Origin of the sequence: Pseudomonas sp. B6001, from assembly GCF_013386015.1 — a bacterium.
Classification (GTDB): domain Bacteria; phylum Pseudomonadota; class Gammaproteobacteria; order Pseudomonadales; family Pseudomonadaceae; genus Aquipseudomonas.
Genome location: NZ_JACAOX010000014.1, coordinates 11,846 through 38,236 on the forward strand (window position 1 = coordinate 11,846; position 26,391 = coordinate 38,236).

A 26,391-nucleotide genomic window follows, 5' to 3' on the forward strand; every position below is an offset into this window, starting at 1 on the left:
CTTGAGGACCGTGTCAGCGCTTGAGTTTGCGCTTGTTGCGATACTGGTCGATCACCACCGCCACCACGATGATCAGGCCCTTGATGATGTCCTGGATGTAGGCATCCACGCCGACGAAGGTAAACCCGCTGGCCATCACGCCGAGGATCAGCGCGCCGATCACGGTGCCGGTGATGCGCCCTACCCCGCCCGCCAGGCTGGTGCCGCCGATCACCGCGGCGGCAATCGCGTCCAGCTCATAGGACATGCCCATGCCCGCCTGCCCGGTGGCTGCCCGTGCCGACGCCACTACACCGGCCAGGCCTGCCAGCAGGCCGGCGATGCTGTAGACGATGATCAGGTGGCGCTTGACGTTGATGCCCGAGGTGCGCGCCGCCTGCATGTTGCCGCCGATGGCGTAGGTGTACTTGCCGTACTTGGTGTAGCGCAGGGCGATATGGAAGATCACCGCCACCACCAGGAAGATCACCACCGGCATCGCGCCGTGGCCGATGGCCGTGTAGGAGTCCGAGAGCATGCTCACCGGCTGGCCTTCGGTGTAGTAACGCGCCAGGCCACGGGCCGAGACCATCATGCCGAGGGTCGCAATAAACGGTGGAATCCCGGTGACCGCAATGATACTGCCGTTGATCGCCCCCGCCAGCAGCCCCACGCCCAGGCCCATCGCCACCGGTATCCACACCGGCAGGTCAGTCAATGACGGAAACACCGCACGGGAAAAGTCGGAAGTCTGCGCCAGGCTGGCGGCGATCATCGCCGACAACGCCAGCACCGAGCCCGAGGACAAATCGATACCGGTGGTGATGATCACCTGGGTCACGCCAATCGCCAGCAGGCCGATGATCGACACTTGCAGGATCATCAATACAAGGCGCTGGGAGTTCATCAGGAAGCTCTGGTCGCGCACGATCCAGCCGAACAACTCAAACACCAGGCCGATGCCAATCAGCACCAGCAGGATGCTCAGCTCGGTGGGCATGCGTCGACGGTGCTTGACCGGCGCCGCAGCGGGCTTCTTTTCCTCGGGTTTGCTTTCCAGTATCGCGTTCATAACCACTCACCTTTTTTATCGCGTTGCGCCGGCCACAACGGGCCGGCGCCGTCTGTTCGTTAGTGGACCGCCGTCATACCGGAAGCCAGTTGCATGACTTTTTCCTGGGTCGCATCCGCGCGGTCCAGGGTGCCCATCAGGTCGCCTTCGTGCATCACCATCACCCGGTCGCTCATGCCCAGCACCTCGGGCAGCTCCGAGGAAATCATGATCACCGCCATGCCTTCGCTGGCCAGGTAGGAAATCAGCCGGTAGATCTCGGCCTTGGCGCCCACGTCGATACCGCGAGTGGGTTCGTCGAGGATCAGCAGCCGTGGGTTGGTCATCAGCCAGCGGGCCAACAGGGCTTTTTGCTGGTTGCCACCGGACAAGGTGTCGATGCATTGCTCCAGCGACGGGGTTTTCACCCGCAGCTTGGTGCACATGTCTTCGCACAGGGCACGCAGGGCTTTTTGCTGGATAAAGCCATTGCCGGAGTAATGCGGCAGCACAGCCATCTCCATGTTTTCCAGTACCGACAGGCAGGGGAACAGGCCGCTGAGCTTGCGGTCTTCGGTCAGCAGCGCGAAGCCCTTCTCGATGGCCATGTGCGGGTCGGTGATGCGCACGGTCTTGCCGTCCAACTGGATCTCGCCGCCGGAGCTTGGGGTGATGCCGAAAATGGTTTCGGCCACATTGGTCCGCCCGGAGCCCATCAGCCCGGCGATACCGAGAATTTCCCCGGCATGCAGGTCGAACGACACGCCCTGGAATACCCCATCCAGGCGCAGGTCGCGCACCGACAGCAGCAGATTGCCGATGGGCTTGTCACGCACCGGGAACAGCTGGCTCAGCTCACGCCCCACCATCATCGAGATCAGGCTGTCGCTGTCCATGCTGTCGGCCCGTTGCAGGCCGATATAGGCGCCATCGCGGAACACCGCCACTTCATCGGCGATGGCGAATACTTCGTTCATTTTATGGGTGATGTAGATGATGCCTTTGCCCTGGGACTTGAGGTCGGCAATGATCGAGAACAGGTGGGCCACTTCCTTGTCGGTAATGGCGGAGGTCGGTTCATCCATGATCAGGATGTCGGAGTCATAGGACACCGCCTTGGCAATCTCGACCATCTGCCGCTCGGCAATGCTCAGGTTGCCGACGTGTTCCTCCGGGTCGAGGTTGATCCGCAGCCGCGCCAGCAGTTCGGCGGTGCAGCGGTGCATTTCCCGATGGTTGACCATGTGCAGGCCGTTGAGCTGTTCGCGACCGATCCAGATGTTCTCGGCGATGCTCATGTGCGGCATCAGGTTGAGTTCCTGGTGGATCATCGCGATCCCGGCCTTCTGCGCTGCCAGCGGTGTTTCGAATTTGATCGGCTTGCCACGCAAGCGGATTTCACCGGCGTCGGGCTGATAGATGCCGGCGATGATCTTCATCAGTGTCGACTTGCCCGCGCCGTTCTCGCCCATCAGCGCCAGCACCGAGCCGGGGCGCACCCGCAGCTGCACATCGGCCAGGGCCACGACGCCGGGAAAGCCTTTGCTGATGTTGGAGATCTCCAGCAGATAGGGTTCTTCCAGTACCAAGGGCTGGATACCGGGAGGCTGGGAAGCAGTCGCTTGAGCAAACATATCGGGTACTCCGTCAGCAGGGCCGCCGTGGCTGCCCTGCCGGTTTATTGTTGTTATTAAGGGCTACTTGAAGTCTTTGACGTTGTCCGGGGTGATGAGCTTGAACGGGATCACCACGTTCTGCTCGACCGGCTCGTGCCTGGCCATCTTGCGCGCCGCTTCCACCGAACCCACGGCCTGGCCATTGGCGTCCTGGAACGCCGACGCGGCCATGTCGCCCTTGGTAATCGCGTTCAAACCGTCCGGTGTGCCATCCACCCCGGCGATCAACACGGTGCCCGGCTTGGTGCCCGCCGACTTCAACGCCATGGACGCACCAATGGCCATCTCGTCGTTGTTGGCCAGCACCGCGTTGAATTCACGGCCTTGGGTCAGCCAGTCGTTGACCAGGGTCATGCCCTTGTCACGCAGCCAGATGCCGGTCTGTTCCTGCTCGATGGTGATGCCTGGGTATTTGGCCAGGACTTCCTTCACCCCCTTGGTGCGGTTGGTGGTGGAGTTGTTCGCCAGGTCACCCAGCAGGATCACGATCTTGCCCTTGCCGCCGAGCTTTTCGGCGATGTACTGCATTTGCAGGCGGCCCGCCTCGACATCATTGGAGGTCACGGCCACGATGCCTTTGGGCAGATCCGTCTGGTCGGGACGACGGTTGACGTACACCAGCGGAATGCCCGCTGCGAGGGCCGCTTTACTGATATTGGCGGTAGACGCCGTGTCGACCGGGTTGACGATGATGGCGTCGACTTTCTGGCTGATAAAGTTCTCGACCTGGCTCAGTTGCTTGACCACATCGGCGCGGGCGTCTTCGAACTGCAGCTGCACGCCGTCACCCTTGGGGTAGGACTTGGCTTGCTTGTCCATGTCCTCGCGCAGGTAAGTCAGGAAGGTGTCATCGAACGCCGACATGCTCACGCCCACCTTGATATCGGCCGCCGTGGCGAAACCACTGGCGAGCATCATGGACAGGGCCAGCGCGGTAAAACGGATCGGGGTCTTCATGAACGGTCTGTCTCCAATTTCTTGTTGGTTTTGTGGACGTTGCGTTTTTCAGAGCGAAGCGGTCGGCAGTCGAACGATCGGCGCCCCCGGAATGCAGCACACCAGGGAACCCTTGCTTTCGACGCACAGGACATTCAGGAGGGAAAAGTAAAACGGCCGGGCGCGGGGCAGACCGCGTGGCTGGAGGGCAGGACGTAAAACTCGCAGTACAGCGTTGAAGATTTTCATCTGACGGTACCTGGTTGTTTTGATCTTGTTTTTGTCGAGTCGCCCGAATCGAGTCCGAACGTACTTTATGCAACCTGGAATGACTTTATTGGAAAATAATTTCCATATCAACCTGTTTTAGAATTTTATTCTATTTTTCATCCATGAGGCTCCATAGCCGCCATTTCCACTACCTGCTGGCGCTCTGAACTCAGGCGCGCGGCGTCCAGTACGCGGGTGGTTGCCAGCGCATCCAGGACGTTCACCGGCAACTCGCCGTGGCCTTCCACCGCGCTTTGCAGCTGACTGTAGAACTGATTCCAACGGCCCTTTTCCGACGGCACCCGCTCACGATCCGGCCCCTGCTCGAACCAGCCCCAGCGTCGATGTTCTTCAGCGCCCCAGTGCTCGCCTTCGGTTTTCGGGGTCTTGCCGGCCAGCAGCGCCTCTTCCTGGCCATCCAGCCCTTCGATGGTGTAGCAACCGGCCGTACCATTCACCCGAAACCGCGGGGCCTGGCTGTTTTGCAGGGCGCTGCCCCACAGGTGTGAAATCACCCCGTTGGCGTGGGTCAGCGATACAAAGAAGCCGTGGTCCACGCTCCGCTCATCGGCGGTGTAGTGCAACTGCGCGAACACCCGGTCCACCGGGCCGAACAGTTGCATGGCCTGGTCCACCAGATGGCTGCCCAGGTCCCGCAGGAAGCCGCCGCCGCTGGCATTGCCCACCGAGCCCGGGTTGTAGCGCTCCACCCGGGATTCAAAGCGGGTGACGGTGCCCAGGGCTCCGGCGTCGATCAGCTTGCGCACGGTGAGGAAGTCCGAATCCCAGCGCCGGTTCTGGTAGACGCTGAGCAGCACGCCCTGGCGCTCGGCGGCGGTGATCAAGGCCTGGGCCTGTTCGGCATTGCTGGCAAAGGGTTTGTCGCTGACCACCGCCACACCGTGTTCGATGGCCTCCAGCACCAGGGCCGGACGGCCCTTGAGGGTGGTGGAGATCACCAGCACGTCGACACCGGCCTCGGTGATCTGCCCGATACTGTCGAAGGCCTTCACACCGGGGTGATCCGTCGCCAGTTGCTGGCGACGTTCGGGTGACCGTGTCACCACGCCGACAAAGGTCGCCCCCGGCAGGCTGGCTATCAGGGGTGCATGAAATACACGGCCGCCTTTGCCGTATCCAACCAGTCCGATTCGCATACAAATACTCCTTGGTTAATTGTGGCGAGGGAGCTTGCTCCCGCTCGACTGCGTAGCAGTCGCAAGCTTTTGGGGGCGCTTCGCACCCCAGCGGGAGCAAGCTCCCTCGCCACAGGGCAAGCCACAACGGTCTAACAGCACAACTCGCGGGTCACCCGCTCCAGCATCATCCGGTTGGACTCATCCGGCCGGTCTTCCCAGGCAAACACCGACACCGTGGCAATGCCGTCGAACTTGATTTCCCGCAGAGTGCCGAAAAACGCCTCCCAGTTCACCTCGCCCTGGCCGATGTCCAGGTGCTGGTGCACGGTGGCGGTGACGCCCGGCGGGTTGACGATGTAGCGCAGGTTGGACGACGCCCGGTGGTTGTAAGTGTCGGCAATGATCAAGTGGCTGAGCTTGGAGCCTGCGTACTTGAGCATCGAGGCGATATCGCCCTTGCCGTCGTCATAGAAGAAGGTGTGCGGCGCGGCGTAGAGGTAGTTGATCCAGTCGCGGTCGAGGCCGCGAATGATGTCCACCGACTCGTTGTTGCGCTCGCAGAAGTCGTACGGATGCGCCTGGATATCCAGCTTGATGCCTTCGCGCTCGAACTCCGGCATCAGCTCGTCCATGGAGCGCATGAACTGGTTTTCGCACACCAACGGATTGTCGGACTGGCCGGTGAATTCGGTGTTGACCAGCTCGCAGTCCATTTCCACGGCGATCTGGATCGCGCGCTTCCAGTTGCGCACGGCGGCAACCCGCAGGCCTTCGTCGGCGGCGGCCCAGTGGTACATGGGCAGCAGGGATGAGAGTTGCACGCCGGCGTCGCTCAGGGCCTTGCGAAATTCCTTGATGCGCGCGCGGTCGACCCGGGGGGCCTTGTAGAACGGCAGGAAGTCTTCCCGGGGCGAGAGTTCGATGTGCTGGTAGCCGAGCTCGGCGGCCTTGTCGACCATTTGGCCGAGGGGCAGGTGGCGGTACATGTAGGGGTCTAATGCGATGCGCATGCTTGAGATCTCCCGAATCTGAGGTAGGAACTCGGTCAAATGTGGGAGCGGGCTTGCTCGCGAATGCGGTGGGTCAGTCGATGCAAATGTTGACTGAAAGGCCGCATTCGCGAGCAAGCCCGCTCCCACACTGACTGCGTTACATCAGTGAGGATTGTGGTTAGCCGTAGAAATGCGGACGCGGTGGCAGGCCCACTTTCACAATCTGCCCACTGTTCTGCGCCTCAATACACGCATCCGCCGCCACCGCCGCTGCAAAACCATCCCACGCCGACGGCCCCCCCACTTGCCCTGCCCTTACACCGTCGATAAACGCCTGCAGCTCAACGTCATACGCCGCGATGAACCGGTCTTTCCAATCCATCAGGATCGCATTCGACAACTTGGCCCCGCTGCGCATCTGCACCTGGGACGGCTCCGGCAATTTCGCAATACCGGTCTCCCCCACCACTTCGCACTGGATGTCGTAGCCGTACTGGCAGTTCACAAACACTTCCACATCGATGCGCGTGCCCTTGGCGGTTTCCAGCAGCACGATCTGCGGGTCACGCAGATGGGCCAGCGCCTTGCTCGATTTACGCGGGAACACCACCTGCACCGACACGTAGTCATCGGCCAGCAACCAGCGCAACACATCCAGCTCGTGGATCAGGGTGTCGGTGATCGCCATGTCGGTCTTGTAGTTCTCACCCACCCTCGGGTTGCGGTGGGCACAGTGCAGCATCAGCGGCTCGCCGATCTGGCCGCTGTCGATCACGGCTTTCAAGGCGCGATAGCCTTGGTCATACGGACGCATGAAACCCACCTGCACCAGGCGCTTGCCGTGGGCCACTTCGGCCTCGACGATCTTGCGGCAGCCTTCGGCAGTCACCGCCAGCGGCTTCTCGCAGAACACGGGTTTGCCGGCCGCAATCGCCGCCAACACAAATTCTTCGTGGCTCGGGCCCCATGAGGTCACCAGGATCGCCTCGACCTGCGGCGAATTGATCAGCGCGTGGCCGTCCGGGTACACCTCGGCGGTGAGTTTCAGGTCAGCGACGACCTTGGCCGCCTGCTCAAGGTTGATGTCGGTCACGGCCACCACCTGGCTGTTGAGCAAGGTCTGGCTGCAGCGACGAATGTGATCCTGGCCGATGGCGCCAGTACCGATAACACCCAACTTCAAAGACATGAAAACACTCCTCTTGTTATTAGTACTGCCGGGCCTTGGCCAGGCGTTCATTGAGTTGTTTGGCCACCGCATCGGTGCGCGCGCTGGTGGACACCTGCGCCACACCGACGCGCCACCACGACAGGTATTTGTGGATCATGGTTTTCGGCAGGACCTTGATATCAATCAGCGTCGACACGGTTTGCGTGCGCGCATCGGCCAGCGCCGCCTGCAACTGCTCCACGGTGTTGACCTTGTAGGTCTTGCAACCATAGGCCGCCGCACTCATGGCGAAGTCCACCGGCACAAAACCGCCGTCGAGCTTGCCGGTCTCGGGGTTGCGGAAGCGGAACTCGGTGCCGAAGCTGTCCATGCCGTGTTCCATCTGCAAATTGTTGATGCAGCCGAAGGTCATGTTGTCCAGCAGCACCACGTTGATCTTGCGCCGCTCCTGGATCGAGGTGGCCAGCTCCGAGTGCAGCATCATGTACGAGCCGTCGCCCACCAGTGCGTACACCTCGCGCTCGGGCTCGGCCAGCTTCACGCCCAATGCGGCGTTGACCTCGTAGCCCATGCACGAATAACCGTATTCGACGTGGTAGGTGTTGACGCCCTTGCTGCGCCAGCTGCGCTGCAAGTCACCCGGCAGGCTGCCGGCAGCGGCGACGATGATTGCGTCGTCGGCCAGGGCTTCGTTGAGCACACCGAGTACGCGGCTTTGGGTCAGGCAGGAACCGGTCAGCTCGATAAACTCACGCAGCACCGCCGGGTCCATGTGGTCGTTGATTTCAGGGACGAAGTTTTCAGTCTGGTATTCCGCCTGGTAGATGCGGTCGACTTCGACGTCCAATTGCGCCTTGGCATCCCGTGGCTGATCCCCCCAGCTGGAACGGTAGTCGCCCAAGGCTTCAGCCAGTGCTTCCAGGCCAACCTTGGCATCCGCCAGCAACTGCACGCCATCGAGTTTCAGTGCGTCGCACGGGCTGATATTCAGGTTGAGAAACTGCACCTCAGGATGCTTGAACAGTGACTTCGACGACGTGGTGAAATCGGTATAGCGCGTGCCGATGCCAATGATCAGATCTGCCTCGGGTGCCAGCAGGTTCGCCGCCAGGCAGCCGGTTTCACCAAGACCGCCGAGGTTCAGTGGATGGCTTGAAACCACCGCACTTTTGCCCGCCTGGGTTTCCGCGAAAGGAATGTCGAAGCGTTCGGCAAAGGCTTGCAGCGCGGCATTCGCCCCGGAGTATTTGACCCCGCCGCCACACACGATCAGCGGTTTGCGCTTGCCCTTGAACGCCGCCACGGCATCCCCCAGCATCGCTTCGGTCGCCGGGCGACGGTCGATACGGTGCACGCGTTTTTGCAGGAAGTAATCCGGGTAATCCCAGGCTTCGCCCTGTACATCCTGCGGCAGGGCCAGGGTCACGGCGCCGGTTTCCGCCGGGTCGGTGAGCACGCGCATAGCGTGAATCGCCGCCGTCATCAGCTGTTCCGGGCGGTTGATGCGGTCCCAGTATTTACTGACCGCACGAAACGCGTCGTTGGTGCTGATGCTCAAGTCGTGGAACTGTTCGATTTGTTGCAGTACCGGATCGGGCTGGCGACTGGCGTAGACATCACCGGGCAACAGCAGCAACGGAATCCGGTTGGCGGTCGCGGTCGCCGCGGCGGTCAACATATTCGCCGCACCCGGCCCCACCGAGGAGGAGCACGCGTAGATCTTGCGGCGCAAATGCTGCTTGGCAAAACCAATCGCCGCGTGGGCCATGCCCTGTTCGTTGCGGCCCTGATGCACCACCAGGTCGCCGCTGTCCTGCTCCAGGGCCTGGCCCAGGCCCAGCACATTGCCGTGGCCGAAAATCGTGAAGATGCCGGCGACAAACTTGCTCTGCACACCGTCGACTTCGATGTACTGGTTATCCAGAAACTTCACCAGGGCCTGGGCCATGGTCAATCGGGTTGTGGTCATGAGGTGCCCCTTATCGTTTCTGCAGGTGGGCGATACTCGCCCCCAACGCCTGCTTGATATCTGCCAGGCCGTGCACGCTTTCGGCGAACGGTTCGAATGACAGGTGGCCGCTGTAGCCGGTGCTGAGCAGCGTGTCGATCTGCGCGGCATTGCCGAGGATGTCAGCCTCGCCCACCAGCACGCGGTGGCCGTCGCGGATCGAGCTCAGCGGTGCGTCGGCATCTTCCACGCCGGAGATATGCACCAGCCCGGTCAGCTCGGGGAAGAACTCATGTTCACTGGCCAAATGGTGGTGGAAGGTGTCATGCACCACGCGGAACACATCCAGGCCGCCGACAGACTTGATCGCATCCACGGCCACGCGTTTGCGGCGCAGCGAGCATTCTTCAAACCCCAGGGGTTCGACAAAACCGAGAATCCCGTATTCCCGCAGGATCGGCGCCAGTTCACTCAAGGCGGTGCGCAAACCGGCCGAGCGATGGGCTTCGTTGCGCGAGTCGGCGCGGTCGTTCAACGGGCACATCACCAACGCCTGCGCGCCGCATTCGCGGGCATAGGCCGCCAGCTTGATGGCCTGGGCGCGGCGTTCGTCATTCCACACATCGAAGGGGTACAGCGCGTTGATCGACAGCACCGTGATGCCGTGCACCGCGCACAGTTCGCGCACGCGGCTGGCGGGAGTGCCGTCTTCAATCTCGATGCCCTTGAGGTCGTTACGGATCTCGATGGCGTCGCATTTCAGGGTCACCGCCAGCTGGATAAAGTCCGGCAGGGAAAGGCTGGGGGCGACCATGCGGTTCAGGGCAAAACGTAGAGGCGACTTCATTATTGTTGTGCTCCACACTCGAAAACGTTACTTGGCGGTTGGCATGCTGAATTCAGGGCCCTTGGCGATGCTGTCGGGCCAGCGTTGCATGACGCTCTTGTAGCGGCTGTAGAAACGAATGCCTTCTTCGCCATAGGCGTGGTGGTCGCCGAACAGCGAGCGCTTCCAGCCACCGAACGAATGCCAGGCCATCGGCACCGGAATCGGCACGTTGATGCCGACCATCCCGACCTTGATGGTGCGGGCAAAGGCACGGGCAATGCCGCCGTCGCTGGTAAAGCACGACACGCCGTTGCCGAACTCATGGGCGTTGATCAAGGCCACGGCACTGGCAAAATCCGCCACCCGCACGATGCCCAGCACCGGCCCGAAAATCTCTTGCTGGTAGATGCTCATTTCGGTGGTGACGTTATCGAACAAGGTCGCACCGACGAAGAAACCACCCTCCGCGCCCGGCACCTTGAAGCCACGACCGTCGACGATCAGCTTCGCGCCCTGGGCCACGCCCTGGTCGATAAACCCTTCGACCTTGGCCTTGTGTTCGGCGGTAACCAGCGGGCCCATCTCGCTGTCTTTTTGCATACCGTTGCCGACCTTCAACTGGTCGATACGCGGCAGCAGTTTTTCGATCAGCCTGTCGCCGACATCGCCCACCACCACCGCAATCGAGATCGCCATGCAGCGCTCGCCGGCCGAGCCGTAAGCCGCGCCGATCAAGGCGTCAGCCGCCTGATCCAGGTCGGCGTCGGGCATCACGATCATATGGTTCTTCGCCCCGCCCAATGCCTGCACACGCTTGCCGCGCTGGGTGGCCTGCTGGTGGATGTACTCGGCAATCGGGGTGGAACCGACGAACGAAATCGCCTCGATATCCGGGTGCTGCAACAGGCCATCTACCGCGCTCTTGTCACCCTGCACCACGTTGAACACACCGTCGGGCAGCCCGGCTTCGGTCAGCAGGCGGGCCATCAGCAAACTGGCGGACGGGTCGCGCTCCGACGGCTTGAGGATGAAGCAGTTACCGGTGGCCAGCGCCAGCGGGATCATCCACAGCGGCACCATCACCGGGAAGTTGAACGGGGTGATGCCGGCGCACACGCCCAGTGGCTGACGCAGGTTCCAGTTGTCGATGCCGCCGCCGATGTTGTCGCTGAAATCGGTTTTCAACAGGTTTGGCGCGCCGCAGGCGAACTCGACGATCTCGATACCACGGGTGACTTCGCCCTTGGCGTCGGAGAACACTTTGCCGTGTTCGCGGCTGATGATTTCAGCCAGCTCATCGTGGTGCCGGTCGAGCAATTCCTTGAATTTGAACAGCACCCGCGAACGGCGCAGGGATGATTGCTCGGACCACGCCGGGAAGGCTTTCAGCGCCGACGCCACGGCCTCATCGACGGTCTTCTGGCTGGCCAGCCCGACGCGGGCCTGGACTTCGCCGGTGGCCGGGTTGAACACATTGCTGAAACGCTCACTGGCGCTGTCGTGCACCTGGCCGTTGATGTAATGGCCGATTACCGGGGCGTTGCTCATTATTGTTCTCCGTCGAAAGTGCTTAAAGATCCAGCAGCCAGCTGTGCTGCGGGTCGTTATGGAAATGCCAGGCGCGCTTGGGGCCGGCCATCACGTTCAGGTAGTAGGACTCGTAGCCATACGGCACGCTGACCGGGTGATACCCCTTGGGCACCACCACCAGGTCGCTGTTTTCCACGGCCATGGCCTGGTCGATGCTGCGGTCGTCGGTGTAGACCCGCTGGAACACAAAGCCCTGGGGCGGGTTGATCTGGTGGTAGTAGGTTTCTTCGAGAAAGCTCTGGTGCGGCAGATCGTCGGTGTCGTGCTTGTGGGGCGGGTAGCTCGACGAGTGACCGGACGGCGTGCGCACTTCCACCACCAGCAGCGAATGGGCAGGCTCGCTGTCGGGCAGGATGTCGCACACATAGCGGGTATTGGCGCCCTTGCCGCGTACGCTGCGCTTGCATTGCTCGGGGCGAATCAGACGGGGTGCCAGACCTGCGTCAGTCGAGCCGGGAGCGGCGCAGACGGCAATTTGCACGTCGCTCAGCGCAGTGACCTGAGCGTCGGTGCCTGGCGGCAAATAAGCGGCAAAGGGCGACTTGTCTTCGAACACCGAGTGGCGATCACCGAGGTTTTCCCAGTTGAAGCCTTCGCCCTGAATCGTCACCCGGCCGCTGAGCAGCACCAGGCACAGTTCCTTGTCGCCGGCGGTGACTGGCAAGGTTTCACCCAGGCTCAGGCGGTAGGCGGCGAAGCCCACGTATTCCAGGCGCCCTTCTTCCAGCGCCACCATGGTTTGCCCGCGCTTGCTGCTTTTGACCAACAGGCTCATTGTCCAGTCCTCTCGCTCAACAGTGCGCGCAGGGTGTCGTAACCCTTCTTCGCATAGATGTAGCTCGGCGCCACGGCAGGATCCTGCTCGGCCTCCACTACCAGCCAACCCTGGTAATTGGCAGCCAGCAGCACGTCCAGCAGCGCGGCGAAGTCGATATCGCCGTCGCCGGGCACGGTGAAGGTGCCGTTGACGATGCAGTCCGGGAAGCTCCACATCTGGTTGCGCGCCAGTTGCACCACCGGCTTGCGCACATCCTTGAAGTGCACGTGGCAGATGCGGGCGATGTGTTTGCGCAGCACCTCGATAGGCTCGCCGCCACCCATGTAGCAGTGGCCCGAATCAAACAGCAGGCCGACTTCCGGGCCGGTGCGGCGCATCAGTTGGTCAATGTCTTCCGGGGATTCGACGTAGGCGCCCATATGGTGGTGGTACGCCAGGCGCACGCCCTGGGACAGGGTGAAACGCGCCAGTTCGGTGAGTTTGTCGGCGTATTCCTGCCAGGCCTGTTCGCTGTGAAAACGCGGGCGTTCGATCAGGCGCACCGGCGAACCCTGGATCGAGTCGGCGACTTCGCCGTACACCAACACGCTGGCGCCGTTTTCGCGCAGCAGTTCGACATGGCTGGCGATGGCTTCGATTTCTTCCGCCACCGAGCGCCGGGCCAGGCGACTGGAGTACCAGCCGGAGACCAGTGCCAGGTCGTAAGGGCGCAATACATCGCCGACACCTTTGGCGTCCTTGGGGAATTTGCCGTTGAGTTCAAAGCCTTCGTAGCCGATGTCCTTGCCTTCGCTGAGGGCCGTGCTCAACGGCGTTTCACCGCCCAGGGCCGGCAGGTCGTCGTTGCTCCAGGAGATCGGGTTGATGCCAATTCGGATAGCGGGCATGGCTGCACCTATTATTGTTTTTTCAGAGTTGCCTGAGATCTGCTTTATGTGGGAGCGGGCTTGCTCGCGAAGGCGGTGGTTCAGTTGGTGTATCAGTCGACTGACACTCCGCTTTCGCGAGCAAGCCCGCTCCCACATTTGACCGTGATTAACTTCGAGAACTGCGCCAAGCCTTAATCAATTGCTCAAAGATGCACTGCACCTGCTCAATCAAGGCTTGATCGTCAATCTCCCCCGCCAGCCAGGCTCTGCTCGGTTCCTGGAAGATCGTGCGACCCACGGCGAACCCGCGGCAGGTCTGGCTTTGGCTGGCTTGCTGGAAGCCATCGGCCAGGCATTCGGCGGAAGCGTTCAGGCCCAGCAGCACCACGCCCCGGCAGTAGGGATCGCGCTCCTGGATAAGCTCGTCGAGCTTTTTCCAGTCTGCGGCCGACTGCGCCTCGATCTTCCACCACGCCGGGTAGATGCCCAGGTTGTACAGGCGCTTGAGGCTGCGATAGAGCACGTCGGGATAGGTGGACGGGTGATCCTTGGGGGGCACGACTTCCAGCAGCAGCTCATGGCCGCTGACCAGGGACGCCTGATACAGGGCCTTGAGTTGCGCTTCCTGTTCCAGGCGCAGCAATGGCTCGTCATCGGGGTGAAATTGCACCAGGCACTTGATGATCTGCTCCCGGGGCCAGGCAATCAGGTTGCTGCCCACCGAGCGCCCGTGTTCAAAGGCCAGCGGCCGTGAGTTCTGGACTTCCACCGGGCGGGCGATCCACCAGCCGCGACCGCTGGCGGCGTTCAGCGCGTCCTGGCCGAAGCGTTGGTCGGCCAGAATCCCGACGTCAGCCTCGACGCCCTGCTCCGCCAGTTTGCTTTCAACCCGTTCCACGGCCTGGATGAACAGTTGCTTCAGGGCGCTGATGCGCGCCGGGTCCTGGCCGCCCTTTTGTGCCAGTTCCACCAACTGCCAGCGGTGGTCGAAGGCAAATACAAACAGCTGCTTCCAGACCTTGCGCGGCACGCTGACCTGGTGCAGGCGTTGCAGCACCGCGTCCTGGTCCGGGCGGGTAATCGGCACCGGGCTGTTGAACAGGTAATCAAGTTCGGCGCGGGTCGGCATGGCCGGCGCGCAGGCATGGCGCGACACCACCAGGCCGCCGCAGGCATTCGCCAACTGGCTGCAGCGCTCGTCGCTGGCGTCTTCAAGCCAGCCGCTGAGGAAGCCGGACATGAAGGCATCGCCGGCGCCCAGCACGTTGAGTACTTCCACCCGTACCCCGGGGTAGATCGCGCCGTCTTCAAGGCGGGCCGGGATGTCGCCGTGGATCACCGTGCAGCCCTGGGGGCCAAGCTTGACCACCAGGGTGGCCGAGGTCAGGCCACGCACCGTGCGCAATGCCGTGAGCAAATCTTCACTGCCACCGGCAATCAGGAATTCTTCTTCGGTGCCGACGATCAGGTCAAAACGCGGGAGGATTTTCTGCACGTGCTGGCTGACATTCTGGTCGGCCACAAACCGGGTTTCGCCATCGGCCTTGCCGGCCAGGCCCCAGAGCACCGGGCGGTAGTCGATGTCGAGCACGCGTTTGACGTTGTGCTTCTCGGCGTAGTCCAGGGCCTGGATGCTGGCCTTGTACACGCCGTCGGTGGAGAAGTGGGTACCGGTGATCAGCAACGCCTTGCTGGAAGCAATGAACGCTTCACTGATGTCTTCGGCGCGCAGGGCCATGTCGGCGCAGTTCTCGCGGTAGAACACCAGCGGGAAGGTTTCGCGGTCCTTGAGGCCCAGCAGCACCAGGGCGGTGAGGCGTTCCGGGTCGACCTTGATGCCGCTGACGTCACAGCCTTCGCGGGCCAGGGACTCCAGCAGGAAACGCCCCATGTGGTCGTCCCCTACCCGGCTCAACATCGCCGACTTGAGCCCCAGCCGCGCAGTGCCGAACGCGATGTTGGCGGAGGAACCGCCGAGGTACTTGGCGAAGCTCGAGACATCCTCCAGCCGTGCACCCACTTGTTGTGCGTAAAGGTCGACGCCCAGGCGTCCCAGGCAAATCAGATCCAATTGACGCCCACTGGCAAAACGAGTCTGGCCCATGCTGGCTCCTGTTATTTTTATCAGCCTGCGTGTGCCGTCGCGGTGGCGGCATACGCTCTTGGTGCAAGCAGACTAGAACGTCTGGCGACGCCAATCAATATTTATTCTATAAATATTTTTTGTGGAATATATTTTCCAATACGCCATCATCGGTATGTTCCAGCCGCAGTGCATCGTTTCAGCTGCACCGTGGGGCGGGATGCCGAGGTATTTTTTTGCGCCTACGCTGTAGACTTGCGCACATCGACTTATTGTCAGGGGCGCCTCGACGCGCCCTATAAGAACAAGCCAGAAGGATTCCCTATGTCCCAGAGCGCCCCGGAAGACGCACTCGCCAGCCCGCCGCTGAACGCCGAGCGGTTGTTGCAGCTGATCACCGATGAATACGAGAGCCTGCCGCGCCAGCTCAAGCGCATCGCCAGCTACATGAGCCAGCAGAGCGACCGGATCATGGTCGACCGCATCAGCGACATCGCCCGTGAATGCGAAGTGCACCCGTCGGCCATCGTGCGGTTTTCCCAGCGTTTCGGGTTCAGTGGTTTCAGTGAAATGCAGGCGCTGTTCCGCGAGGCCTACACCCACAAGACCACGCCGGTGCAGAACTACCAGCAACGCATCCGCAGCATGATCGCCAACAAGTCGCAGAAAGCCAGCGGCGGCGACCTGGCGCGTGAGTGCGTGAATGCCACCCTCTCCGGGATCGAGCGCCTGGGGCTGGAACTGGATGACGCAGCCTTCGACAAGGCCGTGGACCTGGTGGTGAATGCCGACAATATCTACGTGGTGGGCGTGCGCCGCTCGTTCGCCGTGGCGGACTACCTGGTGTACAACCTGCAGCACACCAACAAGCGCATCCATCTGGTCTCGGGATTGGGCGGCAGCTATCGCGAGCAGATGCGCAGTGTGCGGGCCAACGACCTGGTGATTGCCATCAGCTTTACGCCCTACGGCAAGGAAACCCAGCACTGCCTGCGGATTGCCCAGCACCATCAGGCCAAGACCCTGATCATTACCGACAGCAACCTGTCGCCCCTGGCCAAGCGGGCGAGCACGGTGCTGCTGGTGAATGAAGGCTCGTCGTTTGCGTTCAGGTCACTGAGTGCGACGCTGTGCCTGTGCCAGGCTTTGTTTATTGCCGTGGCGTATCGGCTGGAATTGAAGGTCGATGAGATTCATGAGCAGGTGGGATTCGACGACTGACGATCGTTCCCACGCTCCGCGTGGGAATGCAGCCCCGGACGCTCCGCGTCCAAAGCGTGACGCAGAGCGTCACAAGAGGCGTTCCCACGCAGAGCGTGGGAACGATCGTAAGGCTTAGCGCAGTGCCCGGCGCAACACCTTGCCCACCGTCGTCTTGGGCAACTCTTCAGTACGAAACTCGACAAACCGCGGCACCTTGTACCCCGTCAAATATTCCCGGCAATGCGCCAGAATCTGCTCCTGGGTCAAGCTTGGGTCCTTGCGCACCACGATGATTTTGACCCGCTCGCCGGTCACCCCATCCTCAACCCCGATCGCCGCCACTTCCGCCACGCCCGGATGCAACGCCACCACGTCTTCGATCTCGTTGGGGTACACGTTGAACCCGGACACCAGGATCATGTCTTTCTTGCGGTCCACCAGGCGGATGAAGCCCTGCTCATTCATCACCCCGATGTCCCCGGTAGACAGCCACCCTTCGGCATCCAGAACCTCGGCGGTTTCCGCCGGGCGTTTCCAGTAACCCTGCATCACCTGCGGGCCGCGTACTTGCAGTTCGCCCTGCTCGCCCAGTTCCGCCAACTCACCGTCCTCACGAATGAACCGCACCCAGGTCGACGGCAACGGCACGCCGATACTGCCGGTGAATTCCATCTCGCGCATGCGTGAGATGTCGATGGGGCTGATGCTCACCACCGGCGAACATTCAGTGAGGCCGTAGCCTTCGATGATCGGCAAGCCGGTGACTTCCTTCCAGCGCTTGGCCACAGCGGTATGGGTGGCCATGCCGCCGGCGATCACCATGCGCAAATCGGAAAAATCCCGGGCGCAGAACTCCTTGTTTTCCAGCAGGCCGTTGAACAGCGTATTCACCCCGGCAATCCCGTTGAAACGCTCCTTGCGCAGGATCATCTGCACCCGCTTCACATCCCGTGGGTTGGCGATCAGGATGTTGCGCCCGCCCAGGCACATGAACATCAGGCAGTTCACCGTCAGGGAAAAGATGTGGTACAGCGGCAGCAGGGTGACGTTGGTTTCCTGCTGGTTCTGATCGAGCTGATCACCGACCCACGCCTTGGCCTGCAACAGGTTGGCGATGATGTTGCGGTGGCTGAGCATGACGCCCTTGGCATCGCCGGTAGTGCCGCCGGTGTATTGCAGGAAGGCCAGGTCTTCGCGGTTCATCGGCACGGCGAGATGGGTTTGCCCGCGTCCCTGTTTCAACACCTGGTTGAAACGCACGGCCCCCGGCAGGTTGAAACGCGGCACCTGCTTCTGCACGCTGCGCAGGATAAAGTTCATCGCCGCGCCCTTGAAGGTGCCGAGCAGGTCACCGATGGCCGCGATCACCACACGTTTGACGGTACTGGCGGCCACCACCTTCTCCAGGGTGTGGGCGAAGTTTTCGAAGATCACCAGGGTCTCTGCGCCACTGTCCTTGAGCAAATGCTGCAGCTCCCGGGCGGTGTACAGCGGGTTGACGTTGACCACCACCGCACCCGCGAGGATCGTGCCCAGCAGGCAGATCGGGTACTGCAAGCAGTTGGGCATCATCAACGCCACCCGGTCGCCCTTCTTCACACCCTGGGCTTGCAGCCACGCAGCAAAGGCGATGCCCTGCACCTCCCAGTCGGCGTAGGTCATTTCGGTGCCGATGCTGACGTAGGCCACGCGGTCGCGGAATTTGTGCAGGTGCTCCAGGAATACCTCGCGCAACGACGGGTAGTCCTCGATGCCGGCGTCGATGTCTGCCGGTACGCCGGGCAGGTAAGCGTTCAACCAGAGGCGTTCGGTCTGTTCCAGGCTTACAGCGTTCATGGCAGTCTCCTTGTTGTTTTTATGGTGGGAACTACTTTTCGACGATAGCGGTAATGCCCAACCCACCCGCCGCGCAGATCGAAATCAGGCCGCGGCCGCCGCCACGCTGGTGGATCGCCTTGGCCAGTGCCGCGAGTTGCCGGCCACCGGTGGCGGCGAAGGGGTGGCCGCAGCCGAGGGAGCCGCCGTTGACGTTCATCTTGCTGCGGTCGATGCTGCCCAGCGGCGCGTCGAGGCCCAGGCGGTCGCGGCAGTAATCCGGGTCTTCCCAGGCCTTGAGGGTGCACAGCACCTGAGCGGCGAAGGCTTCGTGAATCTCGAACAGATCGAAGTCGGCGAACGTCAGGCCTTCGCGCTTGAGCATGCGTGGCACGGCGTAGGCCGGCGCCATCAGCAGGCCTTCGGTGCCGTCGACGAAATTCACCGCAGCGGTTTCACCGGTTCGCAGGTACGCCAATACGGGCAAGCCGCGCTCGGCGGCCCATTCCTCGCTGGCCAGCAGCACCACCGACGCGCCGTCAGTCAGGGGCGTGGAGTTGCCGGCGGTGAGCGTGCCGTTCTGGCGGTCGTAGGCCGGGGACAAGCCGGCAAGTTTCTCCAGGCTGGCGTCGGCCCGCAGGTTGTTGTCCCGGGCCAGGCCGCGATACGGGCTGATCAAATCATCGAAGAAACCCTGCTTGTACGCCGCATCCAGCCGCTGGTGGCTGGTGAGGGTCAACTCGTCCTGGGCCAGGCGCTTGATCTGCCAGCGCTTGGCCATTTCCTCGCAGTGTTCACCCATGGACAAGCCGGTGCGCGGCTCGCCATTGCGCGGCAGCAGCGGCTTGAAGAACATCGACGGGCGCACACCCATCAAGGCCTTCAACCTGGCGCCGGTGCCCTTGGCGCGGTTGGCTGAAAGCAAGGTGCGACGCAGGGACTCGTTGATGCCGATGGGCGCGTCGGAGGTGGTGTCGGAACCACCGGCAACGCCCACTTCGATCTGCCCAAGGGCGATCTTGTTCGCCACCAGCAACGCCGCTTCCAGGCCGGTGCCGCAGGCTTGTTGCAGGTCGTAGGCCGGGGTTTCGGGAGACAGTGTGGTAGACAGCAGGCTTTCCCGGGCCAGGTTGAAATCCCGGGAATGCTTGATCACCGCACCCGCGGCAAACTCGCCCAGGCGCAGGCCGTGAAGGTTGTAGCGGTCCACTAGGCCTTGCAGGGCGGCGACCAGCAGATCCTGGTTGCTGTCATGGGCGTACACGGTGTTGGAGCGGGCGAACGGGATACGGTTGCCGCCGATAATCGCCACGCGGCGCGTCGGGGCCGGGTTGAAACTGTAGTCACTCATCGATCGGTCTCATTCCAGATAAACAGCCCACGCATATGGGGTTTGTCACCGGCGAAATTACGCACTTCAAACTCACGGCGCGGGCCGGTTGGCGGAACGTTCCACAGCGCCACCTGGCCGGGCAGGAAGATCGGCAGCTTGAAGTCGCAATGGGCCTCGGCCTGGTCCAGTCCGCCGGGGGGTTGCTGGGCGGCCAGGGCGCGGCCAAGGGTCCACATGCCGTGGGCGATGGCCCGGCGAAAACCGAACAATCGGGCGCCGATCACCGAGGTATGAATAGGGTTGAAATCCCCCGAGACCCTGGCGAAACGCCGCCCCAGATCCGCCGGCAGCACCCAGCGTTGAGTGCGCAGCAAACCTTCTTCCTGCAAGGGCAACGCGTCGTCCCACGGCTCGCCAACCGGCGCGTTTACGTCACGGCGCAGGTACAGGCTGTCGCTCTCCCATATCAGGGCGCCCGCGCTGTAGCCACGGGTGGCGATGCTCAGCGCCTGGCCTTTCGGATGGGCGACCCAGCGTTCGCAATACACCTCCAGGCGCAAGGCCTGGCCCGCCTCCAGCCGTCGATGCTGGCGGATGCGATTGGCCAAATGCACCATGCCGCTGGCCGGGTACGGGAAACTCGGGCGGGTCAGCAGCATCAGGTGCAAGGGGAACGCCAGCACATGGGGATAGGACAGCGGCACGCCTTGCTCATGGCGGAAACCACAGGCCCGACCGTAAGCCGCGATCCCTTGGGCAGACAGCTCGACGGCCGAACGCACCAGGCGTTCTTTCGGCAACGTCGGCTCGCCTTCCAGCTTCGGTTTGCGCAGCCCCAATACCCCGTCCAGCAACAGCCGCGAGCGCGAGGGCGGCGGGTCAATAATCTGCGTCACATAGTCCATGCTCAGGCTCCCAACAGGCTTTGGCCGCAGACCCGCACCACCTGGCCATTGACCCCGCCGGATGCCGGATGCGCCAGCCAGGCGATGGTTTCTGCCACGTCGATGGGTTGCCCGCCCTGGGACATCGAGTTCATCCGCCGCCCCGCTTCGCGAATCATCAGCGGGATCTTCGCGGTCATCTGGGTTTCGATAAAGCCCGGTGCCACGGCATTCACCGTCACTTGCTGCGCCGCCGCCTGCGGGGCCAGGCCTTGTACCAGGCCGATCACCCCGGCCTTGGAGGTGGCGTAGTTGCTTTGCCCGAGGTTGCCGGCGATACCGGAAATCGATGAGACACACACGATCCGCCCGCCCGGATTCAGGCCCTGGCTTTCCAGCAGCGCCGTGCTCAGGTGCAACGGTGCTTCCAGGTTGACCGCCAGTACGCTGCGCCACGCGGTCTCAGTCATCTTGGCGATGGTCTTGTCGCGGGTAATCCCGGCGTTGTGCACCACCACGTCGAATGCACCGTGTTGGCTGACATGGGCGTGCAACTGCTGCGCGGCATCGGTGGCGGTGATGTCCAGCGCCAGTGCGGTGCCTGCGACACTGCCGGCCGCCTGTTGCAGCGAATCCTGGGCCTGGGGCACATCCACGCAGACCACATGGGCTCCATCGCGGGCCAGCACCTGGGCGATTGCCAGGCCGATGCCACGGGAGGCGCCGGTGACCAGGGCACGGCGGCCGCCGAGGGGTTTGTCCCAGTTGATTTCGGTTGGGCTATCGACGGTTTTTTCGAGGCGCACCACCTGCCCCGAGACATAGGCCGAGCGCCGCGACAGGAAGAACCGCAGGCTGCTTTCCAGCCCGTCCTCGGCACCCGGTGCGACGTAGATCAACTGCACGGTGATCGCCCGGCGCAACTCCTTGGCCAACGAACGCACCAGGCCCTCAAGGGCACGCTGGGCAATGGCCTGGGGCAGGTCCTTGCACAACTCCGGCGCGGTGCCGAGCACCACCACCCGGGCGTGCTGCCCAAGGCGCCTGGCGTTGGCGTGGAAGAATTCGTAGAGCTCGTCCAACTGCTTGAGGTCGGCAATGTCGCTGGCGTCGAACACCGCGCCCTGGACCTTGACCGTGGAGGGTGCGTTGAGAGTCGCAGCGGTGGCGGTCACTGTATCGGTGGCGGTGAAGATGCGCTGGATTTGCGCCCCCAGGCGCCCTACCCCCGCGACGATTACCGGGTTGGCCAGGCCTTGCTGGCCGCTGCGGTGACGTTGCAATGCCAGGGGTTGGGGCAGCCCGGCAGTGCGGGCCAACCAGGCTCCCCAGGGGGAATTGACGAAAGAGAGGTAGCTGTCACTCATGGATAAATTCACTCACAAACACGGTGTTGCCATGGAAACCCGATCCTTGTAGGAGCTGGCTTGCCTGCGATTGCGGTGTGTCAGCCAACACATCTGGCACTGAACCAACGCTATCGCAGGCAAGCCAGCTCCTACAGGGGTCGTGTTCCTCCAGTTCCAGTCAGTTGACCGGCGCGTTTTCGCCTTGGTTGGCGCGGCGTCTTGCGCTCGGTTTGGCGGCCAGTTCCAGCGCCTGCTGGCGCTGTTGCAAGGCTTCCAGCAAACCGAAGTCCTGCGGGAAGTCGTCCACCTGGATCGCGTGATCGCCATATTCCACATAGCGCGCGAGCAAGCTGTCGTCTTCCTCGCTGATCAGGTCCAGCGCCCGCGCCTTGACTCGCCACGGAGTAAACGCCGCACTGGAAATCGGCATTGGCTCGATCAGGCCTTGCTTGATCGCCCCCTTGAGCCGCGCCTCGATCAGCTCCACTTGCGGCAACAGGCGCAAGGCCAGCTCGCCGTAAGCCAGCTTGTCGATTTCCGGCCGAGGAATGTAGGAATTGCCCAGCAAGCGGTCGCGGGTTTCCCCCGGCACCTGCACCAGCTCCGCCACTTGCGCCAACAGGCGATCCGACGGTTTGCGCTGTGGAATACCGAACGGGAACGTCAAGCCACGCACCACCGCCGCCGCGGCTTTCGACGGGTAGTTGTCGAGCACTTCGGCCAGGGCCTCATGGGCGCGCAGCAACGCGTCCTGGGCCGCCCAATGCACCAGCGGCAAATCGGCCTGTGGCCGGCCATCATCCTCAAAACGCTTGAGCACGCAGGACAGGATGTACAGCTGGGACAGAATGTCCCCCAGCCGCCCGGTGATGCTTTCCTTGCGCTTGAGGGCACCGCCCAGCACGCCCATGGAAATGTCCGAGATCAACGCCAACACCACCGACAGCCGATTGGCCTGGCGGTAGTAGGACGCCAGCGCCGGATCGGTCTTGCCCGGCACGGAAATCAGCCGTCCGCCCGTCAGCGAATACACTGCGGCACGCACGGTATTGGCCAGCACGAAGCTCAGGTGACCGAACATTGCGCTGTCAAAATCCACCAGGGCCTTGCGCCGGTCCGTATTGCGCGCCGCTTCCATCTCGCGGAACACATACGGATGGCAGCGGATCAGGCCCTGGCCGTAGATGATCAGGCAGCGCGTCATGATATTCGCGCCTTCCACCGTGATGGCGATGGGGCTTTGCTGGTAGGCCCGGGCGAGGAAGTTGTTGGGGCCCATGCAGATGCCCTTGCCGGCCACGATGTCCATGCCGTCGTTGACGATGATCCGCGCCCGCTCGGTAACGTGATACTTGGCGATGGCCGAGATCACCGAGGGTTTTTCACCGGCATCCAGTGACGCCACCGAGACCTTGCGCACCGCGTCGCAGGCATACAGATGCCCGGCCATGCGCGCCAGGGGCGCCTGCACGCCTTCGAACTTGCCGATGGGCAGGCCGAATTGCTTGCGCATCGCCGCATAAGCGGTGGTGCCGCGCACGGCCACCTTGCCCAGGCCGACGTTGGCCGACGGCAGGGAAATCGCCCGCCCGGCGGCCAGGCATTCCATCAACATGCGCCAGCCGTTGCCGACTTGTTCGCGGCCGCCGATCACCCATTCCAGCGGGATAAACACATCCTTGCCGGTGGTCGGGCCGTTCTGGAATACCGCGTTGAGTGGCCAGTGACGCCGGCCGCTGTTCACCCCCGGATGGGTGGTGGGGATCAACGCGCAGGTGATGCCCAGGGAACCCGGCTGGCCGAGCAGACCGTCCGGGTCTTCGGCGCGGAAGGCCAGGCCGAGCACGGTGGCGATTGGGCCGAGGGTGATGTAGCGCTTGTCCCAGGTCACACGGAAACCCAGCACTTCCTCGCCTTCGTGCATGCCCTTGCAGACGATGCCCAGGTCTGGAATCGCGCCGGCATCGGAGCCGGCATACGGGCTGGTCAGGGCGAAGCACGGAATGTCTTCGCCACGGGCCAGGCGTGGCAGGTAGTAGTTGCGCTGGGCGTCGGTGCCGTAGTGCAGCAGCAGTTCGGCCGGGCCCAGGGAGTTGGGCACCATCACCGAAATCGCCGCCGCCGAGCAGCGGGTCGAGAGCTTCATCACCACTTGCGAATGCGCATAGTGGGAGAAGCCTTTGCCGCCGTATTGCTTGGGAATGATCATGCCGAGAAAGCCGGCATCCTTGGTGTACTGCCAGCCTTGCGGGGACATGTCTTGCCAGACCTGGGTGGTTTCCCAGTCGTTGGACATGTCGCACAGGGTCTCGACTTCGTTGTCGAGGAAGGCCTGTTCTTCAGCGCTGAGGCTGGCCGGTGCGGCTTGCAGCAGGCGTTCCCAGCGGGGTTTGCCGCTGAACAGCTCGGCGTCCCACCACACGGTGCCGGACTCGATGGCAGCACGCTCGGTGTCGGACATCGCCGGCATGATGCCGCGAAAAAGGCCCAGGGCCTTGCTGGTCAACAGCGCGCGGCGCAGGGGCTTGATTGTCAGCAGCAACGCGGGCAACACCACCAGCACCGCCACCACGCCGGCGCCGAAACCGGCGACTGCGTTGAACAGGTAACCGACCGCCAGCCAGACCAGGCCGGCACCCAGCCAGAGGGTGGCAGCGGCTTGTCGATACGCCAGGGCAATCGCTGCTGCGAGTCCCGCCAATAACCAGATAACCATGGGGATACCTCTACTCAATTCAGGGTACGGCAAACGCCCGGGCAGATCGGAATGACCTGTGACGTAAAGCCACACTACAAACTTGAAAAGATAAATTCAAATTTTGTTTTGAAATTTTTATTTAATGCTTGGGCGAAAAAAATAGCGGCTGAACGGGGTCAGCCTTGCAGGTTAAGCGCAAGGATTCGACATCGGGCGCCAGGGCTACCCATCAATAGACGACAGCGTGGAGCCGGGCAGCAAGATGCGCTGGCTGCCCTTCTCCACGACTGCCCTCGACAACCTTAGAACTTATAGGTTGCCGACAAGCTGACCACATCCCCCGAGGATTCAGCCTCGCCGTCCAACTGCGCCGCACCGAGACGATCAACGTTCTTGGTCTTCAGGTTGACCTTCTGCACGAACTGGTGCGAGTACGCGGCATCCACCGACAGGCCAGGAATAGCCTTGATGTCATAACCGGCACCAAATGCCAGGAAGTAACGGTCACCGTCCGGGATTCGCGGGTCCCGGGTAGAGTTGCGGGTAGGTGTCTGGTCGTAAGCCACACCGGCGCGCAGGGTGAGTTCGTCGGTGGCTTTGTAGTCGCCGCCAATCGAGGTCATCCAGGCGTTTTTGTAGTTGTAGGGAATGGCAACAATGGTGGTGCCCTGGGATTTGAGCGTCAGGTCCTGGAAGGAAGACCATTCAGTCCAGGTAGCACTCACCCCCAACGTCCAGCGGTCGTTGAACTGGTGAACCCAGTCAACCGAAGCGGTAGCCGGGATATCCAGTTGGGTACTGGCGTGGGCACCGTCCGGGAACAGCTTGAGACCTGGGTAGGCGATTTCAACCAGAGTTTCGCCGTTCGGACCGATCGGATTGGTCATCGCGTTACGGCCGACGGCATCTGTATAGATGTTGTATTTGCCGGTCATCTTGTTTTTGATCTTGGCGTGATAGTTCAAGCCAAGTGTGTCTTGCAGCGTCGGCTTCCAAACCACGCCACCAAACCAGCCCACAGAGATGTTATCGACTTTCACGCGCATCAAGGAATGCCCCAGCCCCGTGGGGAGACCCGCGCCGCCAAGTCCTGGAGACACATCCGCAGCGGCCAGCAAATCAACGTTCTGGCTGACGAACCCTTGACTGCGCTGGACGATGGCACCACCACCGACCGAGAACTGATCATTGACCTTGAACGACAGGGAACCGGTCAGACCGATGGTCTCGATTTTGGTATCAACCGCGAAATCCCGCAGTTTGGAGTCTTCGTTCCAAGTGGTTTTCATACCCTGTGGCACGACTTGGCTCAGACCAAAGGCGAAACGGTCGCCCATGGGAATCACCAGAAAGCCCGTCGGCAGCCAAGCGGTGAAACCGCCTTGCCCACCATTGTTAGTGTTGAGGACCGGGTCGCCCGTATTGCCCAGGTCATCCAGTACGGGCGTATTGGTCACCGGGTTGCCCGCGTAGTCATAGGCCTGGCCGGTGTATTTGATCTTGATCCGAGCATAGTCAACGGTCTGCTGCGCGATGGTTGAATCGATAAAGGCCATGGCTGCCGGGTTGTTGTACGCGGCACTGGGGTCATTTTTGAACAGTGAACCACCACCAAACGCACGACCCCATCCTGGCGCGCCGAAGGTCGGTGTGGAGAACCCACCCGCCTGCACTTGCCCCGTGGTCATCAGCCCCCCCAGCAGGGCCAGTCCCAGTAACGTGTGAGCGTGTTGTTTCTTATTGTTCATGCGGTACTCCTTATTATTATTTACACCCGGCCCCTGCCGGTGGGTCGTGT

General features: G+C 62.2%; 19 protein-coding genes. 1 reads left to right on the plus strand and 18 read right to left on the minus strand.

Going from position 1 to position 26,391, the window contains the following annotated elements; genetic code table 11:
- Positions 1-13: 13 nt before the first annotated feature.
- The 12 genes from HX821_RS15235 to iolC all read right to left on the minus strand — a co-directional run bounded on the left by HX821_RS15235 (position 14) and on the right by iolC (position 15,332).
- The gene (locus HX821_RS15235) at positions 14-1,051 is read right to left on the minus strand and encodes an ABC transporter permease (RefSeq protein WP_003214704.1); all 1,038 of its coding nucleotides are present in this window, start codon (positions 1,049-1,051) and stop codon (positions 14-16) included.
- A 59-nt stretch (positions 1,052-1,110) separates the two neighbouring features.
- Complete coding sequence (locus tag HX821_RS15240; RefSeq protein WP_008437161.1) at positions 1,111-2,664, minus strand: sugar ABC transporter ATP-binding protein; 1,554 nt, start codon at positions 2,662-2,664, stop codon at positions 1,111-1,113.
- A 63-nt stretch (positions 2,665-2,727) separates the two neighbouring features.
- A complete protein-coding gene (locus HX821_RS15245; RefSeq protein ID WP_003214701.1) occupies positions 2,728-3,663 on the minus strand; it encodes a sugar ABC transporter substrate-binding protein in 936 nt (311 codons plus the stop codon).
- A 365-nt stretch (positions 3,664-4,028) separates the two neighbouring features.
- The gene (locus tag HX821_RS15250; protein ID WP_177035979.1) at positions 4,029-5,069 is read right to left on the minus strand and encodes a Gfo/Idh/MocA family oxidoreductase; all 1,041 of its coding nucleotides are present in this window, start codon (positions 5,067-5,069) and stop codon (positions 4,029-4,031) included.
- Between the two features lie 131 nt (positions 5,070-5,200).
- Positions 5,201-6,061, minus strand: coding sequence for a sugar phosphate isomerase/epimerase family protein (locus HX821_RS15255; RefSeq protein WP_003214697.1), 861 nt, complete (start codon positions 6,059-6,061; stop codon positions 5,201-5,203).
- Between the two features lie 160 nt (positions 6,062-6,221).
- Positions 6,222-7,232, minus strand: a complete 1,011-nt coding sequence (locus HX821_RS15260) for a Gfo/Idh/MocA family protein (protein WP_008437157.1) — start codon at positions 7,230-7,232, stop codon at positions 6,222-6,224.
- A 19-nt stretch (positions 7,233-7,251) separates the two neighbouring features.
- Positions 7,252-9,183, minus strand: coding sequence for a 3D-(3,5/4)-trihydroxycyclohexane-1,2-dione acylhydrolase (decyclizing) (gene iolD, locus HX821_RS15265; protein ID WP_087694124.1), 1,932 nt, complete (start codon positions 9,181-9,183; stop codon positions 7,252-7,254).
- A 10-nt stretch (positions 9,184-9,193) separates the two neighbouring features.
- Positions 9,194-10,009 carry a TIM barrel protein gene (locus HX821_RS15270; protein ID WP_177035980.1) on the minus strand — a complete coding sequence of 272 codons (816 nt, stop codon included), beginning with the start codon at positions 10,007-10,009 and terminating at the stop codon, positions 9,194-9,196.
- A gap of 27 nt (positions 10,010-10,036) precedes the next feature.
- Positions 10,037-11,539, minus strand: coding sequence for a CoA-acylating methylmalonate-semialdehyde dehydrogenase (locus HX821_RS15275; RefSeq protein WP_003214689.1), 1,503 nt, complete (start codon positions 11,537-11,539; stop codon positions 10,037-10,039).
- A 22-nt stretch (positions 11,540-11,561) separates the two neighbouring features.
- Positions 11,562-12,356 carry a 5-deoxy-glucuronate isomerase gene (gene iolB, locus HX821_RS15280; protein WP_003214687.1) on the minus strand — a complete coding sequence of 265 codons (795 nt, stop codon included), beginning with the start codon at positions 12,354-12,356 and terminating at the stop codon, positions 11,562-11,564.
- Positions 12,353-13,246: a myo-inosose-2 dehydratase gene (iolE, locus tag HX821_RS15285; protein ID WP_087694126.1), complete on the minus strand. Its 894-nt coding sequence runs from the start codon at positions 13,244-13,246 to the stop codon at positions 12,353-12,355. Before iolE ends, iolB begins: the two co-directional genes overlap by 4 nt.
- Positions 13,247-13,394: 148 nt before the next feature.
- Positions 13,395-15,332 (minus strand): 5-dehydro-2-deoxygluconokinase, encoded by a 1,938-nt coding sequence (gene iolC, locus HX821_RS15290; protein ID WP_102605499.1) that lies wholly within the window; start codon positions 15,330-15,332, stop codon positions 13,395-13,397.
- 303 nt (positions 15,333-15,635) lie between these two features.
- Between iolC and HX821_RS15295 the strand changes: the two genes are divergently transcribed.
- Complete coding sequence (locus HX821_RS15295) at positions 15,636-16,532, plus strand: MurR/RpiR family transcriptional regulator (RefSeq protein WP_003214679.1); 897 nt, start codon at positions 15,636-15,638, stop codon at positions 16,530-16,532.
- A 114-nt stretch (positions 16,533-16,646) separates the two neighbouring features.
- On the opposite strand, the gene HX821_RS15300 is transcribed toward HX821_RS15295, so the two are convergent.
- From HX821_RS15300 to HX821_RS15325, 6 genes are all read right to left on the minus strand, one after another.
- Positions 16,647-18,350, minus strand: a complete 1,704-nt coding sequence (locus HX821_RS15300) for an AMP-binding protein (RefSeq protein ID WP_003214676.1) — start codon at positions 18,348-18,350, stop codon at positions 16,647-16,649.
- 31 nt (positions 18,351-18,381) lie between these two features.
- Positions 18,382-19,680 carry an acetyl-CoA C-acetyltransferase gene (locus tag HX821_RS15305; RefSeq protein ID WP_102369297.1) on the minus strand — a complete coding sequence of 433 codons (1,299 nt, stop codon included), beginning with the start codon at positions 19,678-19,680 and terminating at the stop codon, positions 18,382-18,384.
- Positions 19,677-20,567 carry a MaoC/PaaZ C-terminal domain-containing protein gene (locus tag HX821_RS15310; RefSeq protein ID WP_177022787.1) on the minus strand — a complete coding sequence of 297 codons (891 nt, stop codon included), beginning with the start codon at positions 20,565-20,567 and terminating at the stop codon, positions 19,677-19,679. Before HX821_RS15310 ends, HX821_RS15305 begins: the two co-directional genes overlap by 4 nt.
- A gap of 2 nt (positions 20,568-20,569) precedes the next feature.
- Positions 20,570-21,913: a 3-oxoacyl-ACP reductase gene (locus HX821_RS15315; protein WP_177035981.1), complete on the minus strand. Its 1,344-nt coding sequence runs from the start codon at positions 21,911-21,913 to the stop codon at positions 20,570-20,572.
- Between the two features lie 160 nt (positions 21,914-22,073).
- Complete coding sequence (locus tag HX821_RS15320; RefSeq protein WP_177035982.1) at positions 22,074-24,611, minus strand: acyl-CoA dehydrogenase; 2,538 nt, start codon at positions 24,609-24,611, stop codon at positions 22,074-22,076.
- A gap of 284 nt (positions 24,612-24,895) precedes the next feature.
- Positions 24,896-26,341, minus strand: a complete 1,446-nt coding sequence (locus HX821_RS15325) for an outer membrane protein transport protein (protein WP_177022785.1) — start codon at positions 26,339-26,341, stop codon at positions 24,896-24,898.
- Positions 26,342-26,391: the final 50 nt, after the last annotated feature.

Bases quoted from the DNA above. Each gene is read 5' to 3' on its own strand.
- HX821_RS15300 (WP_003214676.1), bottom strand. From the start codon at position 18,350: ATGAACGCTGTAAGCCTGGAACAGACCGAACGCCTCTGGTTGAACGCT.
- HX821_RS15255 (WP_003214697.1), bottom strand. From the start codon at position 6,061: ATGCGCATCGCATTAGACCCCTACATGTACCGCCACCTGCCCCTCGGC.
- HX821_RS15270 (WP_177035980.1), bottom strand. From the start codon at position 10,009: ATGAAGTCGCCTCTACGTTTTGCCCTGAACCGCATGGTCGCCCCCAGC.
- HX821_RS15250 (WP_177035979.1), bottom strand. From the start codon at position 5,069: ATGCGAATCGGACTGGTTGGATACGGCAAAGGCGGCCGTGTATTTCAT.
- HX821_RS15240 (WP_008437161.1), bottom strand. From the start codon at position 2,664: ATGTTTGCTCAAGCGACTGCTTCCCAGCCTCCCGGTATCCAGCCCTTG.
- HX821_RS15295 (WP_003214679.1), top strand. From the start codon at position 15,636: ATGTCCCAGAGCGCCCCGGAAGACGCACTCGCCAGCCCGCCGCTGAAC.
- HX821_RS15315 (WP_177035981.1), bottom strand. From the start codon at position 21,913: ATGAGTGACAGCTACCTCTCTTTCGTCAATTCCCCCTGGGGAGCCTGG.
- HX821_RS15245 (WP_003214701.1), bottom strand. From the start codon at position 3,663: ATGAAGACCCCGATCCGTTTTACCGCGCTGGCCCTGTCCATGATGCTC.
- HX821_RS15260 (WP_008437157.1), bottom strand. From the start codon at position 7,232: ATGTCTTTGAAGTTGGGTGTTATCGGTACTGGCGCCATCGGCCAGGAT.
- HX821_RS15310 (WP_177022787.1), bottom strand. From the start codon at position 20,567: ATGGACTATGTGACGCAGATTATTGACCCGCCGCCCTCGCGCTCGCGG.
- HX821_RS15235 (WP_003214704.1), bottom strand. From the start codon at position 1,051: ATGAACGCGATACTGGAAAGCAAACCCGAGGAAAAGAAGCCCGCTGCG.
- iolC (WP_102605499.1), bottom strand. From the start codon at position 15,332: ATGGGCCAGACTCGTTTTGCCAGTGGGCGTCAATTGGATCTGATTTGC.
- iolB (WP_003214687.1), bottom strand. From the start codon at position 12,356: ATGAGCCTGTTGGTCAAAAGCAGCAAGCGCGGGCAAACCATGGTGGCG.
- HX821_RS15320 (WP_177035982.1), bottom strand. From the start codon at position 24,611: ATGGTTATCTGGTTATTGGCGGGACTCGCAGCAGCGATTGCCCTGGCG.
- iolE (WP_087694126.1), bottom strand. From the start codon at position 13,246: ATGCCCGCTATCCGAATTGGCATCAACCCGATCTCCTGGAGCAACGAC.
- HX821_RS15275 (WP_003214689.1), bottom strand. From the start codon at position 11,539: ATGAGCAACGCCCCGGTAATCGGCCATTACATCAACGGCCAGGTGCAC.
- HX821_RS15325 (WP_177022785.1), bottom strand. From the start codon at position 26,341: ATGAACAATAAGAAACAACACGCTCACACGTTACTGGGACTGGCCCTG.
- HX821_RS15305 (WP_102369297.1), bottom strand. From the start codon at position 19,680: ATGAGTGACTACAGTTTCAACCCGGCCCCGACGCGCCGCGTGGCGATT.
- iolD (WP_087694124.1), bottom strand. From the start codon at position 9,183: ATGACCACAACCCGATTGACCATGGCCCAGGCCCTGGTGAAGTTTCTG.